At 67.4% G+C, this 16343-nt stretch carries 13 protein-coding genes; 6 read left to right on the top strand and 7 right to left on the bottom strand.

What is annotated here, in order from left to right:
- Nucleotides 1–111 precede the first annotated feature (111 nt).
- Nucleotides 112–927 carry an alpha/beta hydrolase gene (locus ACWDV4_RS14545; protein WP_449978391.1) on the top strand — a complete coding sequence of 272 codons (816 nt, stop codon included), beginning with the start codon at nt 112–114 and terminating at the stop codon, nt 925–927.
- 84 nt (nt 928–1011) lie between these two features.
- On the opposite strand, the gene ACWDV4_RS14540 is transcribed toward ACWDV4_RS14545, so the two are convergent.
- Together ACWDV4_RS14540 and ACWDV4_RS14535 are read right to left on the bottom strand one after the other, a co-directional pair.
- Nucleotides 1012–2427 carry an alpha,alpha-trehalose-phosphate synthase (UDP-forming) gene (locus ACWDV4_RS14540; RefSeq protein ID WP_449978389.1) on the bottom strand — a complete coding sequence of 472 codons (1416 nt, stop codon included), beginning with the start codon at nt 2425–2427 and terminating at the stop codon, nt 1012–1014.
- Between the two features lie 156 nt (nt 2428–2583).
- Nucleotides 2584–3504 carry a DUF308 domain-containing protein gene (locus ACWDV4_RS14535; RefSeq protein WP_449978386.1) on the bottom strand — a complete coding sequence of 307 codons (921 nt, stop codon included), beginning with the start codon at nt 3502–3504 and terminating at the stop codon, nt 2584–2586.
- Nucleotides 3505–3789: 285 nt separating this feature from the next.
- On the opposite strand from ACWDV4_RS14535, the gene ACWDV4_RS14530 reads away from it, so the two are divergent.
- Complete coding sequence (locus tag ACWDV4_RS14530) at nt 3790–4506, top strand: lysophospholipid acyltransferase family protein (protein ID WP_449978384.1); 717 nt, start codon at nt 3790–3792, stop codon at nt 4504–4506.
- 108 nt (nt 4507–4614) lie between these two features.
- Here the strand turns inward: ACWDV4_RS14530 and ACWDV4_RS14525 are convergent, their stop codons facing one another.
- Nucleotides 4615–8184 carry an AAA family ATPase gene (locus tag ACWDV4_RS14525; RefSeq protein WP_449978701.1) on the bottom strand — a complete coding sequence of 1190 codons (3570 nt, stop codon included), beginning with the start codon at nt 8182–8184 and terminating at the stop codon, nt 4615–4617.
- A 204-nt stretch (nt 8185–8388) separates the two neighbouring features.
- On the opposite strand from ACWDV4_RS14525, the gene ACWDV4_RS14520 reads away from it, so the two are divergent.
- On the top strand, nt 8389–8592 hold the full coding sequence (locus tag ACWDV4_RS14520) for a hypothetical protein (protein WP_449978381.1): 204 nt from the start codon (nt 8389–8391) through the stop codon (nt 8590–8592).
- Nucleotides 8593–8769: 177 nt separating this feature from the next.
- Here ACWDV4_RS14520 and ACWDV4_RS14515 read toward each other — a convergent pair whose 3' ends face one another.
- Nucleotides 8770–9462, bottom strand: a complete 693-nt coding sequence (locus ACWDV4_RS14515; RefSeq protein WP_449978378.1) for a Crp/Fnr family transcriptional regulator — start codon at nt 9460–9462, stop codon at nt 8770–8772.
- A gap of 553 nt (nt 9463–10015) precedes the next feature.
- Between ACWDV4_RS14515 and ACWDV4_RS14510 the strand changes: the two genes are divergently transcribed.
- The 3 genes from ACWDV4_RS14510 to proC all read left to right on the top strand — a co-directional run bounded on the left by ACWDV4_RS14510 (nt 10016) and on the right by proC (nt 12807).
- Nucleotides 10016–10510, top strand: a complete 495-nt coding sequence (locus ACWDV4_RS14510; protein ID WP_449978375.1) for a polyadenylate-specific 3'-exoribonuclease AS — start codon at nt 10016–10018, stop codon at nt 10508–10510.
- 332 nt (nt 10511–10842) lie between these two features.
- The gene (locus tag ACWDV4_RS14505; RefSeq protein WP_449978373.1) at nt 10843–11871 is read left to right on the top strand and encodes a 6-phosphofructokinase; all 1029 of its coding nucleotides are present in this window, start codon (nt 10843–10845) and stop codon (nt 11869–11871) included.
- Between the two features lie 108 nt (nt 11872–11979).
- Entirely contained in the window at nt 11980–12807 is an 828-nt protein-coding gene (gene proC / locus ACWDV4_RS14500; protein WP_449978370.1) for a pyrroline-5-carboxylate reductase, read from the top strand.
- A 757-nt stretch (nt 12808–13564) separates the two neighbouring features.
- Here the strand turns inward: proC and ACWDV4_RS14495 are convergent.
- From ACWDV4_RS14495 to ACWDV4_RS14485, 3 genes are all read right to left on the bottom strand, one after another.
- Entirely contained in the window at nt 13565–14398 is an 834-nt protein-coding gene (locus ACWDV4_RS14495; RefSeq protein WP_449978700.1) for an exonuclease domain-containing protein, read from the bottom strand.
- A 501-nt stretch (nt 14399–14899) separates the two neighbouring features.
- Nucleotides 14900–15808: an aminoglycoside phosphotransferase family protein gene (locus ACWDV4_RS14490; protein ID WP_449978367.1), complete on the bottom strand. Its 909-nt coding sequence runs from the start codon at nt 15806–15808 to the stop codon at nt 14900–14902.
- A gap of 43 nt (nt 15809–15851) precedes the next feature.
- Entirely contained in the window at nt 15852–16343 is a 492-nt protein-coding gene (locus ACWDV4_RS14485; protein WP_449978365.1) for a TIGR00725 family protein, read from the bottom strand.

Raw genomic sequence — 16343 nt, 5'->3', positions numbered from 1 at the left:
GAGCCCCGCAGTCGCGAACAGAGGACCGGCTGTGAGCGCGAGGAGTGAGCTTGCGAGCCCCGCAGTCGCGAACGGGAGGTTAGCCCAGTGAGCGCGAGGAGTGAGCGTGCAATGAGCGCCAAGGGTGGGCAGGTCCAGGTGATGCGGGTGCAGGACTGGGCGCACCCGGTGCGGCCGGTACGTCGGGAGGTGCTGACCGCCACGCCCGAGGTCGACGAGGGCAAGCCGCCGGTGCTGTTCGTACCGGGGTTCGGCCATGGCGCCTGGGCGTTCGCTGAGCACTGGTTGGAGCACACCGCGTCGCGGGGCTTCCCGGCACACGCGATGAGCCTGCGCGGGCACGGCGGCAGCGGCCCTGCGCCGGAGGCGACGCTGCGGGCGTACACCCATGATGTGGCACAGGTGGCAGCGAGCCTGCCCCGGCAGGCGGTGCTGGTGGGGCACGGCGCCGGCGCGCTGGTGGTGACGCACGCCCTGGCGCGGTACCCGGCCCGCGCCGGGGTGCTGGTCGCGCCGGTGTTCGGCGGCTGGGGGACAGCCGGGTCGGCGCTGCTGCGCAACCCGGTTGGCACCGTGCCGGCGGTTTTCGGCGGTCGGCTGCGAATGAGCCGCCGGCAGTTGTTCAGCCGGGAGTTGCCGGATGCGACGGCTCGCGGCTATGTGGGACGGCTCGGCCGGGCCGGGAAGCGGGCCCAGTGGCAGTTGCTGACGCATCGTGAGCCGGAGTCGGCGGTGGGGAACCCGCCGATGTTGGTGCTGGGCAGTCCCGACGATCGGGTGGTGTCGGCCACCGCGCTGGGCCGGGCGGCCCGCCGCTATGGTGCCGCGCCGCTGCTCTTTCCCGGCATGGGCCATGACCTGATGCTCGACGCGCGGTGGCGGGAGCCGATCGACGCGGTCCTGGACTGGCTCGACAAGGAGCGCTGACGTCCCACCCTGCCTCGTGGTTAGGAAGGGCCCCTTCCTATGCAAAATGCGATAAGAAGGGGCCCTTCCTAACCACAAACAGCGCTAGCCGGCGGTGAGTCGGGCGGCCACCGAGCCGGTGTGATCCAGCGCGGTCAGGTAGTCGCGCGCCCAGGCGCGGATGTCGTGCTGGCGCAGGTGGGCGCGCATCGCCCGCATCCGGTCAGCACCATCCGTGGGGTCCGCCCGCAACGCCTGCATCAGGGTCAGCTTGAGGCCGTCGAGGTCGTGCGGATTGACCAGGTACGCCTGGGACAGCTCCGCTGCCGCGCCGGCGAACTCGCTGAGTACGAGGATGCCGTTGTCGTCGACCCGGGCGGCTGCGTACTCCTTGGCAACCAGGTTCATGCCGTCCCGTAACGGGGTGACCGCCATGACGTCGGCGACCAGGTAGAGGGCGGCCAGTTCGGCCCGGTCGAAGTGCTGGGTGAGGTAGTGGATGGCGGGTTCGCCGACCCGGCCGAACTCGCCGTTGATCCGGCCAACCTCACGTTCGACCCGTTCCCGCAGGATCTGGTACTGCCCAACCCGTTCCCGGGTCGGTACGGCCACCTGGACCAGCACCGTGTCGCGGACCTTGACATGGCCGTCGGCGATCAGCTCGCTGTAGGCCTTGAGTCGCTGCTCGATGCCCTTGGTGTAGTCCATCCGGTCGATGCTGAGGATGACCTGCTGCGGCTCGCCCAGGTCGCGGCGGAGCTGCCGGGCGCGGTCCACGACGTCCGGTCGGCGGGCCAGCGCCTCCATTTCCGCCATGTCGATGGAGACCGGGAACGCGCCGACGCGTACCTCCCGGCCGTCTATCGAGATCTGGTCGTCGGTCGCGGGCAGGTTGAGCACCTTGTCGGCGAGCTGCGCGAAGTTGTGCGCCGCTTGGGCGCGCTGGAAGCCGACCAGGTCGGCGCCGAGCATGCCGAGCAGTAACTCGGCGCGTCTCGGCAGCTGCATGAACAGCTCGGGGGGTGGGAACGGCACGTGCAGGAAGAAGCCGATGCGCAGGTCGGGGCGCTGGGCGCGGAGTAGTGCGGGTACCAGTTGCAGGTGGTAGTCCTGGACCCAGACCACCGCTCCGGGCTCGGCGGCCTCGGCTGCGGCGTCGGCGAATCGTTGGTTGACCCGCTGGTAGGCCTCCCACCAGCGCCGGTGGTAGACGGGCTGTTCCACTGCGTCGTGGAACAGCGGCCATAGCGTGGAGTTGGCGAAACCTTCGTAGTGGTCCCGTACGTCTTCGTGGCTCAACGGGACGGTGTGCATGTGTACGCCGTCGATGTCGGCGAGGGTCGGGGCGGGACCGGTGCCGCCGGCCCAACCGACCCAGGTGGCGGGCGCGTGCTGGAGAACTGGATGGAGGGCGGTGACCAGGCCGCCGGGGCTGCGCCGCCATTCGCAGACGCCGTCGGGGGCCACGCTGTCGTCGACCGGTAGGCGGTTGGAAACCACCACAAGGGAACTCTGTCGCATCCGGGCACCTGTGTTCCGGGCGAGGGCGCACCGCCATGAGGAGCGGTGACCGTGAGGGGGAGGTGACTTACAGCGGTATTCCTACTGACGAGAAGTTACACGAGTGTTACACACGTGTGTTGGGGCGTCCAAGGTCTCGCTATTCGGGCGGTTAGGTTAGACCACGGCCCCATCGTCCGGATCGTCCTCTTCCTCATCGCCTGGGCGGAGTCGCCAGATCAGCGTCACGAAACCGGTGAGGATCCCGACGAAACCGATGGTGGTGGTCAGGCTGCGCTGGATGGGCAGCAGCGTCGGGAAGAGCAGGAGCGCGAAGCCGACGATGATGCCGAGGACGGCGGCCACCGCGAACTTCGACACCTGTGGCAGTGGGGGCGGGGGCGGGGGCGTGTAGCCCTCCTCCGGGTCGTCCGGCAGGTCCCGGCCGAAGGTGTCCAGACCATCGAGTAGGGACGGCTCGTCGGCCCGGCCGCCGATGGAGATACCGGAGATGTCGGTGGCCGAGGTCAGCGGCCGTAGGCCGGTGGCGGCCGGCCCGGGGCGTACGGCGGTGGCGGTGCCGCCGGTTGGCGGATCGGCGGTCTCTTCGCCGGCATGGTCGACGGTGCCTTCCTTGTCCGGGACCGCTTCCTTGGCGGACGGTCGGTCCTCTCCCTTGGCGGCTGGTACGTCCTTCTTCGTGCTGGCCGGTACGTCCTCGGCGGCCGGCCACGGGCGGCTGCCGGGCGTCACGTCCGTGTGGTAGCCAGCAACGATCTTGGCCCACTCGGCTTCGATGTCTGGCTCGTTTCCGCCCTTGGGCAGGTCTTCGTCGGCGAGTTGGGTGAGGTAGTCCCGGGCGGTGGCGAGGTGTGCTCGGTCGACGTAGAGCCGATCAGTGGGGCGGGGTGGGACCGTGGTGGTCCGGGTCACCGGGTTGAGGTCGGCGGATGGTTGGAGGTAGGCGGCGATTCCACCTGCTGCGAGAACATCGAGCAGGTGTTCGCCGACTCGGGGATCCACGTCACCAGCGACGGCATACTCAGTCGCATCGAGCCCGTTGTCCCGTCGCCCACGACGGGCGCCACCCGCTGACACCGGACACCCTCCCTCCCCGGGCGAACCGAGCGCCCCGACCATCCCGTACGACGCACAGCCTGACTCGGGCGAGTCGACCAACGAACCCCACACACGTCGTGCCTTGAATCGTGACACGGCGGCCACTGGTTCCGGGAGTGCGTTGTGGTGTGCCGTGCTCGCTTCGTAGGCTCAGGGGCGACGGTTCCGCCCGCCCGCCTCTGTTTCGACCGACCGCGTTGTGCGCAGCCGGTCGTGGAGCAGCCTGCCAGCGTGGGGCGCGGGCATCTATCGGGAAGGACACTGGTGCTGTACTGGCTGATGAAGTACATCATCCTCGGCCCCTGGCTCAGGCTGATCTTCCGGCCGCAGGTCGAGGGGAGGGAGAACGTCCCTGACTCGGGGCCGGCGATCCTTGCCAGCAACCACCTGTCGTTCTCCGATTCGATCTTCATGCCCCTGATGGTCAAGCGCAAAGTAACTTTTGTGGCAAAGGCCGAATACTTCACTGGTAAGGGGATCAAGGGCTGGCTGACGAAGATGTTCTTCGTTGGTACCGGCACCATTCCGGTCGACCGCTCCGGTGGTCGCGCCGCCCGCGCCGCACTGGATACCCAGTTGCAGGTGCTGCGCCAGGGCAACATCGCCGGGATCTACCCGGAGGGCACCCGCTCGCCGGACGGCCGGCTCTACCGGGGCAAGACCGGCGTGGCCCGGCTGGCTCTGGACAGCGGCGCCCCGGTCATCCCGGTGGTGATGCTCAACGCCGACGAGATCCAGCCGCCCGGAAAGCTGATCCCGAAGATCCGGCGGGTGAAGATCAGGTTCGGGAAACCGTTGGACTTCTCCCGCTATGCCGGGATGTCCGGCGACCGCTTCGTCGAACGCGCCATCACCGACGAGATCATGTACGAGCTGATGGAACTCTCCGGCCGCGAGTACGTCGACATGTACGCCCAGAAGGTGAAGACCCAGCAGGCCACGGAGAGCAGTACCGAGCCGGCTGAGCCGATCGCGGCCTGAGCCGTACCGGGTCGAGGGCCAGTGACTAACGGGCCAGAGAGCGGACAGCGTCAGGTGTCGGCCCAGAGGTCGGACAGTGTCAGATGGCGGCCCAGAGGTCGGACAGTGTCAGATGGCGGGCGGCCGGCTGAGCCGCAGCAGGCCCAGTGCGCCGTTTCGCTGCGCGAACGCCCGTACCTCGACCAGCGTGTTCTGCCCGGAGACTCGGTCCCCGGCCCGGTCCAGCTCCCCAACGGCCAGCGCCAGCGCCAGCATCCGGTCGGTGATGGCCGGGATCTGCGTGTAGATCTCCGATGCCGCGGTGTAGAGCTGGGCCGCCCGGGCATGGTCCCCGTCGGCGGCGGCCACCGCAGCGGTCACTGTCTGGAGGGCGGCGTCCGCCCACGGCGTCCGGTGGCCTACCCGGTCGAGCATGCCGCGTACCCGTACAGCGGCGTCTCGGCCAGCCAGGGCGGCAGCGAACGCGGCGGCGGTCACCCATTCACCGCTGGCCAACGCTGGCACCTTCATCCATGATTCGGCCAGTTCGGTGAGGAGCGTGTCGGCTTCCGTCCGACGCCCTTCCAGACTCCGGCACAGCGCGGCCAGGCCCAGCATGGTCCAGTGCGGCCGATGGAAGCCGCTGCGGCGGGCGGTGTCGAGCGCGTCCGTGACATCGTCCGGTGGCGGACCGGCCAGCTGCTCGACCATCGACACGCCGGCTCCCGTACTGGCTCCGGCACCTGCTCTGACGGCGGTTGGCGCGGGGGGCACCGGCTGGCCCCGCAGCACCCGTAGACAGGCCCGTAGCCCACGGACCTGCACGTCCCACGCGCCGGCGGGGGTGTCGACGAAGGCGTCCGCCGCCTGTAGCAGCCGGTCGAACTGGCCGTCGAAGTAGGCGTGCATCGCCTCGGCCGAGTAGCCGGTGGTCAGGGTGGCGCCGTTGGCGGTCGACGCCGAGGTGAGCAGATTGTTGGAACGGATCCAGTCGCCCTCCTCGCGGATCGCGTACGCGAGGTTTTGTATCGCCCGCTTCAGGGCGAGCAGTTGGTGTTTCTGGCAGAACTGGGCGGCCGCGTGCAACTCGTCCAGCCCGGCCCGGTCACCGGCCTGGTAGCGGGCCACCGCCATGGTGATCCGCGCATCGGTCTGGGTCTCCACCAGCCCCAATCGTTCGGCGATGTCGGCCGCCGCCTCGGCTGCGGCGATGGCCGGGTCACGCTCGTAGTTGAGCATGTGCAGTCGACCCAACTCGTTGTAGGCCTGGGCCTTCTGCGCGGTGTCCGGCAGCGGGTCGAACAGCTCTACGGCCCGGTCCAGCCGGATCAGCGCGGTGGTCCGGTCGGTCTGCAGCCAGGCCGCCTGACCCAGCAGCGTCCAGGCACGGGCCGCGCAGGCCGGGTCGCCGTACGCGAACAGCTGGTTGGCCAGGGTGGTGAGCTGTTCTGTGCCGCCACCGGAGAGGAAGGCGCTGCCGTTGCGGTAGAAGGCGATCTCGGTACTGAGCAGTTCCAGTTGTAGCCGGCTGAGCGGGTCGGCGTCGCCGGCCAGGGCGAGCGCCCGTCCGGCGTGGCTGGCCGCGGCGTCGAGGACATGCAGGGCGTACGCCCGCTGCGCCGCGCGGTGCAGCGCTTCGCGGGCGGCTGAGGCGTACCGGTCGGTTTGCATGCCGAGGGTACGAGCGATCTCGTGCGCCGCCCAGCGGTGATGGGCCAGCACCTCGGCCAGGTCGGTGGCCCGACTACGAGACAGGGTGTCCAGCCAGTCGGCGGTTCGCTCGTGCCGGGCTACCCGTTCGGTCCGGGGCAGCCGCTGGTAACAGACGTCACGGACGAGGATGTGCCGGAACCGGAACTCCGGCTGCCCGGCCATGGTCGAGCCGGGCTGCTCGTGTACGAAGTCGCGTTGTTCCAGCCGGCGCAGCGCCCGTTCGACGGACTCCACGGGTTGCCCGAGGGCCGCAGCCACCGCACCGGGCCAGAACTGCATCCCGACCACCGAGGCGGCGAGTAGCACCGCCCGGTCCTGGGCGTCGAGCAGGTCGACCCGGTTGGCGATGACGCCGTGCACGCTGTCCGGCATCGGCAGGCCGTGGTGTTTCTCCATCGACCAGCCCTGGACTGACCGGCGCAGCGTCCCCTGTTCGATGAGCATCCGCACGTACTCGTGGGCGTAGAGCGGGTTGCCGTCGGCGACCTCGACCAGTGGGTGGAGCATCTCGGCGGTGAACGCTGCCTGGCCGAACATGTGCGCGTAGAGCGAGGCGATGCCGCTGTTGCGCAGCGGCGGCAGGGTGATGGTCAGCGAACCGGTGATGGTGCCGGCCCAGCTGGGATCGCGGTTGACCAGTTCGGGCCGGGCGGTGCAGAGCAGCAGCAACGGCACGTCGCGGGCGGACGCGCCGAGCAGTTCGACGAAGCGCAGCATCGCCTCGTCGGCCCAGTGCAGGTCCTCGAAGACCAGTACGGTCGGCCGGCGGGTGGCCAGCGCGATGAGGAACCGCCGCCAGGCCGACTCGGTCTCCTCGGCCGGCAGGGTGGGGCCGGGCAGGCCGACCAGCGGGCAGAGCGCGTCGACGAGCCGGTCCGCCTCGCCCGGGCCCACCAACTCGTGTACGGCGGAGCGAAGCCGGGCAGCGGCGGCGGTGGCCAGGTCGGTGTCGAGAATGCCGGCCTCGGCCTTGACGATGTCGGCCAGCGCGGCGAACGTGACGTTCTCCCCGAACGGCGGGCAGCGCCCGGTACGCCAGGTCAGCGGCTGGTCGATGAGTCGTTCCGCGTGCCGGAACAACTCCCGGACCAGCCGGCTCTTGCCGATGCCGGCCTGCCCGAAGACCGCCACCACCTGCGGCACCTGGTCCCGGGTGCACCGGTGCAGGGCGTTGACCAGCAGACCCAGCTCATGCTCGCGGTCGATCAACGGGGTGGAGTCCGGCTCCTGATCCGGTGGCTGTCGAGTCACCGGAGCCCGGGCCAGCCACACCTCGGTCGGCGACGACCGACCGCGCAGGGTCACCGGCGGCTGTTCCTCGTAGCGGATCGCATCCTTGGTCAGCGTGTAGGTGACACCACACGTCAACACCCCGCCGGGCGGGGCCATCGACTGTAGGCGGGAGGCGGTGTTGACCACGTCACCGGCGACGATGGCCTGGCCCCCGTCCCGAGCGGCGGCCACGTCGACCAGAGCCTCCCCGGTAGCCACCCCCACCCGGAACCGCAACTCGTCGGTGCCGGTCGGGGCGTACCGGGTCAGCACCCGTTGCAGCTCCAACCCGGCACGTACGCAACGCAGCGCGTCGTTCTCGGTCGCCACCGGCGCACCGAAGAGCGCCATGACAGCGTCCCCGATGTACTTCTCCACCACCCCGCCGTACTGTCCGACCACCCGACGAGCCGCGGAGAAGAACCCGGTCTGCATGCCCCGGACCAGTTCCGGGTCGGCGCGTTCGACGTACGGAGTGAAGTCGATCAAATCGACGAAGAGCACACTCACCCGACGTCGGTCCTCCTGGGCGCTCGCCGCTGACCGGGGTGGACCACCCATTCTGGGCTTGCCGCAGGAGGTGCAGAACGCCGCGTCAGCAATGAGCGGACGATCGCAGTGTGCACAGGCGGGAGTCAGCTCGGTCCCGCAGCCACCGCAGAAACGGTCACCGGCAGCGGCGGTCCGGCCGCACTGGGCACACGAAGTGGGAATGTCGTTTCCTCCGACTGATCGGGACTGTCATATCTGGTCGGTCCGACTCGATGATTCTGACGGACTCGCCGGTTACGAAAGTGAGTATGGGCGTTCACCGCCACTGTCGGGAACCCGGCTGTTGGTTAGTGGACAGTCCAACGAGTGGTGAATCGGGCTACAGTCGAGCGGCCAAAATGAGTGATCACACGTGGGGAGATAGCCATGGTGTACGTCCGGCTTGACGGTGAGTGGACCGACGGCGACGGAGTCAGCCACTCCGCCGGCGAAATGGTCGACGTGGACGCGGCCACCCTGGCCAAGCTGCAGGCGGAGGGGATCGTCGGTGGCGAGAAGACCGACTGGGCCGGCCCGACCGGTGGCAACGAGGGCACGGACTGGGCGGGGCCGACCAGCACCCAGCCGTGATTTGTGGACTGACGAGCCAAAACTAGGACGTCCCGGACACCGCGACAGCGGGATCCGGGACGTCTTCTTTCTCTTTCGACGGTCTGTCAACGATCGGTCAGTGGTCGGCCATGTCGACGTAGCGCCTGACGATCGGGCAGCGGTATCGACGATGCCGACGTAGCGCCTGATGATTTGTCAGCGGTCGGCCATGCCGGCCCGTCGACGCAACGCCCCCACGTCGGTCACGACGATCCGTCGCCCTTCGGTACGCAGCCAGCCCCGGCTGGCGAACGATCCGATGGCCTGGTTGACGCTCTGCCGCGAACCGCCGGCCATCTCGGCGAGTTGGCTCTGGTTGAGCTCGATGGTGATCATCGGAGCCTGGCTTTCCCCGGCCAGTCGGACCAGGGTCTTGGCCACCCGACCCGGCAGGTCGAGGAAGACGTGGTCGGCGTTCTGTTCGGTGAGCCGGCGGATCAGGCCGCCGAGCGACCGCATCACCGCGTCGAGGATGCGCGGGTTGGAGTGCACCAGCTCCATGAAGGCACCCCGAGACAGGGCCAACGCGGTGCAGTCCTCGATCGCCTCGGCCGAGGCCGACCGGGTGGAGGCGTCCAGGAGGGACACCTCGCCGAGTACGTCGGGCGGCCGGATCACGTTCAGCACAGCCCGCTCGCCGGTGGGTGCGGTACGGAACACGGCCACCGCGCCCCGGCGGAGCACGATGAGCGATTCGCCCGGGTCGTTCTCCACGAACAGCAGTTGGCCCTTGCGGTACGTCCGGGGCACCGCCGCCGCGATTACCCGTTGGCGTACCTCCGGCTCGAGGCCGGCGAACATCTCGACACCAGTGAGCGCGTCACCTGGCTCCGACAGGCGAACCTCCACGGCCCAACCCCTCCCCGGTTTAGGACCACATCTTGCTCCTCGCCGGACCTGTGTCGCCCGGGTGCAAGGTGAACTGACACCGGTTACCTGCTCGGTAGCGGTACACATCAGATCATGGCTGTCCTGTCGCGTGCTGTACACCCCTCCAATCACTTCTGTGACAGTCCTGAGTCCTGGCAACGGTCATTCTGGAGTCCGGATCCGCTGCTGGGTGGGGGCCGCACGGGGGCGGTAGCGGATCGGGGCCGAGGGGTGCCGTGGCCCGGCCGGGGTGGGAGTGGACGCCTGCCCCGGCCGGGCGCGGGCTGTTGGCCGATCGGCCGATGAGGGGGAGGTCGCGACGGCATCGCAAACCGACCGCCGGTGTGATTCGCGCGACGATAGGCCATCGAAATATCGACCAATAGAAAGATCGGCAAGCGAAAAAGCTCGATAATCGAAAGCGCGGTGATCCGCCGGTTAGGGCGGCCACCGCGCTTTCGTTTCGCCCCTGTTTCGTCCCGGGATGGCCCCGGTGATCGGCGATCAAGCCGGATCGGCGAGGATGACGCCGATGGTTTACCGCTATTTCTACGACTGTGAGTTCATCGAGGACGGCCGGATCATCGACCTCGTGTCGATCGGCGTCGTCGACGAGTACGGCCGCGAGTTCTACGCCGTCTCCACCGAGTTCGACGACTCCCGGGCAGTGCCCTGGGTGCGCCGTAACGTCCTGGACAAGCTGCCCTCGCCAGCTGACCGAGCGTGGCGGTCTCGGCAGCGTATCCGGGACGATCTCTACGACTTCCTGATGGAACCGGTACGGGACCGACCGGCGGAACAGCTAGAGCTGTGGGCCTGGTACGCCGCGTACGACCACGTGGCATTGGCCCAGCTCTGGGGCTCGATGACGGAATTGCCCCGGGAGATCCCCCGGTTCACCAAGGAGCTGCGCCAGGTCTGGGACGACCAGGGGCGGCCGCCGCTGCCCGACGCGGCGGCAGAACGACACGACGCCCTGGTCGACGCGCGGCACAACCTGGCCCGTTGGCGAGCCATGGGCGGCTGACCCGGGACCGACCTACTGCTGCCCCAGGACCGACCTACCGCTGACCCGTCACTGACACACGATCGACACGCCACGCTGCTCACCACTGCTGGTGCGACACGCGGCTGACGCGCGACTTCGCGCCGGTCGGCGTGTCCCGCTGTCCGCGCCTGATCAAGGCGGTTCTTTCGCGTACCGGGGGCCGGGGGTGTGCTGGCCTGGCCCCCGGCGGGCGACTACAGTGCGCAATGGCGGCCCGCCCCGGGCCGGCAACGACGCCGACGGTCTGACATGACTTGGACCCTGGGGCTCTAACTGGGTCTGCCCAATAGCTCCTGGAGGATGAGCAGATCATGCGTATCGGCGTGCTCACCGGCGGTGGTGACTGCCCGGGTCTGAACGCGGTAATCCGGGCGGTCGTGCGTAAGGGCGTGGACGTCTACGGACACGAGTTCGTGGGCTTCCGGGACGGGTGGCGGGGCCCGCTGGAGGGGCTGACCCGGCCGCTCGGCATCGCGGACGTACGCGGCATCCTGCCCCGGGGTGGCACCATCCTCGGTTCCTCCCGGACCAACCCGTTCAAGATTGAAAACGGGGTTGAACGGATCAAGGACAACCTCGCTGCCCAGGGCGTCGACGCGTTGATCGCGATCGGCGGCGAGGACACCCTGGGCGTGGCCACCAAGCTGCACGAACTGGGCGTCCAGGTGGTCGGCGTGCCGAAGACGATCGACAACGACCTCGGTGCGACCGACTACACGTTCGGCTTCGACACCGCCGTCAACATCGCCATGGAGGCGATCGACCGCCTGCACACCACGGCGGAAAGCCACCACCGCACCCTCGTGGTCGAGGTGATGGGCCGGCACGCCGGCTGGATCGCGCTGCACGCCGGCCTCGCCGGCGGGGCCAACGTGATTCTGCTGCCCGAGCGGCAGTTCGACGTCGACCAGGTCGCCACCTACGTCGAGAAGCGGTTCCAGAAGCAGTACGCCCCGATCGTGGTGGTGGCCGAGGGTGCCCACCCGCTCGAGGGTCAGATGCAGCTGCACAACCAGGAACTCGACGCCTTCGGTCACGTCCGGCTCGGTGGTATCGGCCAGTGGCTCGCCGAGCAGATCGAGGCCAAGACCGGCAAGGAGGCCCGGACGGTCGTACTCGGGCACATCCAGCGTGGCGGCACGCCCACCGCGTTCGACCGGGTGCTGGCCACCCGGCTTGGCCTGCACGCGATTGACTCCGTCAACGAGGGCGACTGGGGCAAGATGATGGCCATGCAGGGCACCGACATCGTGCGGGTGCCGCTGGCCGAGGCGACCCGCGAGCTGAAGACCGTGCCGCTGGAGCGGTACGCCGAGGCCGAGGTCTTCTTCGGCAGCTGAGCTCGACAACGGAAGATCGATCAGTGGGCGGCCTCGTCGTACGATGCGACGGGCCGCCCACCTGCGGCAGCCATCGCCCGGTCGGGACAGCGGAGAGGGGAACGGTAGATGACGCTCGGTGAGTCGGGGGTGTCGACGGTAGCCGTGCTCGGCGCGGGCAAGATGGGTGAGCTGGTGCTCGCCGGGCTGCTGCGCTCCGGCTGGCCGGTCGAGCGGCTGCTGGTCACCGCCCGCCGCCCGGAACGCGCCGCCGACCTGGCCACCCGCTACGGCGTACGGGTGGTGGACAACCTGACCGCGGTGACCGAGGCGGACGTGCTCGCCATCGGCGTCAAGCCGGAGGACGCCGCCGCGTTGCTCGACGAGATCGGCCCCAAGGTCTCCGCCGACCAGTTGGTGATCTCGCTCTGTGCCGGGCTGCCGTCGAGCTTCTTCGGCCGGCGACTCGCCGACAGCACCCCGGTGATCCGGGTGATGACCAACACCCCGGCCATGGTCGACCAGGCGATGACCGCCATTTCACCCGGCCCGCACGCCACCGAGGCGCACCTTGCCCTGGCCAAGGCGATGTTTGCTCCGCTGGGGAGCACTATCCAGGTGCCGGAGGCACAGCAGGACGCGGTGACTGCGCTCTCCGGTTCCGGTCCGGCGTACTTCTATCTGCTGGTCGAAGCGATGATCGACGGGGGCGTACTGCTCGGCCTGCCCCGCGCGACCGCCCACGAGTTGATCGTGCAGACCGCGATCGGCTCCGCCACCATGCTGCGCGACTCCGGCGAGCATCCGGTCAAGCTGCGCGAGGCGGTGACCTCCCCGGCCGGCACCACCAGCGCCGCCGTCCGCGAGCTGGAAAACCACGGGGTACGCGCCGCGCTGCTCGCCGCCCTCGAAGCCGCCCGCAACCGGGCCCAGGAACTCGCCGCCCAGTCGAAGTAGGCCCCGGTCACAGTAGACCCGGGTCGCAGTTGGCACGGGGGGTGCAGCTGGCCCCCGGGTCGCAGTTGGCCCGGGTCGACGCAGTTCCAGCGGGGCTACCGAGGTTGGCGCTCGGGCCTTGCCGGTGCTCAGGCCAGCTGCGACTGCGTACCGTCACTGTGTTGAGTGGGCAGAGCGGATGGGTTGTTGCCCTTTGCTCCGCTTCCCTATCGGCAACATAATGCTTTGTCGCTGTAGACCAGCTTCCTTTGCGTGAGGTGTACGTTCCGTAACGGCTGTTTCCTATCGGGAAGCAGAGCAAAGGAAACCGGGTAGCTGCGTCGTCGTTCGAGCTTTGTCACAGCACGGGACAACCGAGCTCGCGACCATGTCGAAGGCTGACCGAGGCCGGATGCCAGTGGACTGCGCCGTATCTCTCGTTGAATCCGAACTTCGCCTCGAGCGGGACGGTCCGTGAGCTGGTGACCGGAGGGTGGTTACATCCCGACGCTGAGCGGATCTTCCGGGCGAAGATCGACAAGAGCGACCCAGGCCACCAGCCGCCGCGACTGCACCAGCGCCAGCGGGCGGCGATCATTACTGCCCGGGATACAGCGGCGGCCGTCCTCGAAGCGGGACGTACATTAATTTAGGCTGATGACAGGTCTTGCTGACAAAGGCCGTCGTTGCCAGGAGCAGGATAGGTCTCGATGGAGAGTCCTATCCTGCTTTGCTGACGTACGCCCCGGCGTCTGGCGTTTGGTCGAAGCTTGATCGGTTATCTTCTAGGAACTGTTTCTAGTGGCCACTCCGTGCTAACGAATTTATCGATTCCTTGGCGATCGTAGTAGCGCTGGAGTTCTGCGGAGTGTTTTGCGAACCACTCGACCTGTGCGGCATGTAGGGTCGGTGCTTGCATTCTCGCAATGTGCGGGTGCCGTGCGCCGATAGATTGTGCTAATTCGAGTGTTGCTTGTGCATCGCTGGCTGCCTCGTGTGCTCTTTCTAGGGGTACTTGGTAATACTCGCATAAGTCGCCGAGTTTGCTCGGGGCGTACCAGTTGGGCTCAACCTCCTTGTGTAGTACGAAGGGGTCGATGATAGTGGCCTGCTCCCAGTCAATGCCTGGCATTCCGTGTCGAGCGAGTTCGTGATGGATTGTGGTTACGTCAAATGGCGCGAAGAAAGCGACGAGGGGAGTTCCTTTCGCGATTTCCTTCGTGATAGCGAGGCTGATGGCAGCAAGGGCCTCGGTGGGATCTTGTCCTTTGAGTCGTACGACTTCATCCGTAATGCCATTCAGTTCGGTCGCCTCAGGTGGGATGCGTACGCCGGGGTTGATGAGCCAAGTTTCTTTGTGTCCGTTGGCGTACACAAGTGCTGCCGAAATAATGCGTGCGTCCATTGGTTCGGGCAGAGTGGTCTCGATGTCGAATGCTACCAATGGCTCGCGATGCCATCCGTGATGCCCGCCGGCCTTGGGTGCCGTCCGAACAGGGGCGCAGTCATTGTGATAGGTCTGCCAGCGGCCTGACTCATTGATGGCTTGCCCGGCGCCCGCAGCAACGGGTCCACGGCATTGAGCGCACTTTCCCGGATATCTATTTATCATCGTGAGGGGGCTCATTTCTAGTTGGTGTCGTCCGGTAAATCTGGAGGAGGCGAAAAAGAGGTCGGAGGGGTTCTTGGGTGGAAGGTGGAGGTGGGGTCATGAACGATGTGGCAAGTGTTGATGATCGACGCTGTTCGTGGCCACAGCAGAAGTGGCGAGATTAGTGCACGTTTGGGTAGTTGCATCTCCTGCGAGTGGTCCCTGGAGTTGGTTTTCCCTGGTCACGTGATTTGGGGGCGTCCAGGTCTTAGAAACTGCTAACCATACGGTCAGTTGGCCTGCCTAAGTTCCGTGGAGTCTTCGTCATGCGGGTGCCTCGACTGCCCGTTCGGTCGATAGTGGTCGCAGTCTGATGTGGCGTGGCAATTGCAGATAGTTTGCATTGACGGCAGTCTGACCAAGGTTGCGCTGATGAGCTGCAGGATCCACTGCATCTGACTTAGCGCATTGCGCGCACAGCTCGTTGTAACAGGTGGGATGTTGGACAAACGGTTGTCAAGGTCAGCGGCTGAGTTGGGCGTACGGCGTCCATCGCGCGTGCTGGTCGTCTTCGACGATGGATCGAAGACGAGTGGCGAACTCGGCGGCGACGCCGGCCGAGCTGGCGAGTAGTGGGACCGCAGCAGCGATCATTTTCAGCTCTCGGGCCTCGCGCAGTAGCGGCCAGTCGGGGTCGGTGGTGACGTCGTAGCCGTACGTTGCGGCGAGGACGCTGTGGGCGGCGGTACGGCCGAAGCGGGCTTCGCCGACGGCAACAGCCACAAGATCGGCTTGCCAGGGGCCGATGCAGGTGGCGTCGAAATCGCACAGGACTACGTGGCCGGTGGATTGGCGAAGCAGGTTGCCAACGTGGGCGTCACCGTGGATGAGCTGTCCACCTGACCGTTTGTTGAGGTCGGCAACCTGGGGAGGAAGCCGGTCGCACCAGTTGAGGAGAAAGGCGCGGTGGCTGTTGCCGAGTTCTTCTGCGTCGTCGATCCGTAGCCGCGCGTCGCGGACAGGGTCCCAAGCGGCGAGCAGAAATGGCGGCGCGCCGAGGGCATGAAACTCGCGGAGCACACCGCCAAGATTCTCCACTGTTGCTTCCTGCGGTGCGGACGGGACATATCGCCAGACGGAGGCCAGCAGGTTGCCGACCTGAACTGGTTGCGCGATGCCCGGCGCGAGCCGGATTGTCGGAGCGTCGATCCGGGCGAACCACTGTGCGAGTCGTACGACTTTGTGCACCCGGTCGTGAAGCTGATGGCTCCGGGTGATGCGGATGACGAGCCCAGCGCTGGGCAGTGCGAAGATGGCGTTGTTGGTCAGTCGTAGTAGTCGAGCATCGTGGGCAGGCAAGCCGAGTTGCCGAGCAACCTGATGCATGGCATAGGTCATTGCCTGCCTGGTGAATCGGCCAGTTGTCGTCATGCGGTGGCCGATCCGACCGGCCGTAGCCAACTAGTGCTCATGTTCAGCCAACTGCGGTGGCTTCGTGCGGTTCGGTGGCTTGTTGTACGGCGTCCTCGGGGGTGTCGACGTAGCGGACGCCGGGGACCAGTTCGCCGTCTGGGGTTACCACGCGCCACCCGCCGAGGGCGATGACCGGGATGGTGCCGCGTCGCATCGCGAGGGCGACTTCGCTGAGGGTTCCCCACGAGCCGCCGATGGCGATGACCGAGTCCGCGCTCCAGACGATGATGGCGTTTCGGGCCTCGCCCATGTTGGTCACGATCGTTACGGAGAGGTCTTCGCTGGCCCCGTCCCGGGTGTCGTTCGGGCGTACGCCAACGACCACCCCGCCATGTGCGCGTACGCCAGCGGCGACAGCCGCCATGACCCCTGTGCCCCCGCCGCAGATCGTCGCGACTCCTTGCTGGGCAAGTAGTTCACCTACCTGGTAGGCCTGGGCCTTGTCCTCCTCGGTGCAAAACCGAGGGCCACAGACGGCAACCTGGAAAGTCAC

It is taken from the genome of Micromonospora sp. NPDC003197, assembly GCF_053590565.1.
Note: the sequence above shows the minus strand (reverse complement) of the source record. Positions and strands in the feature narration are given on the sequence as shown.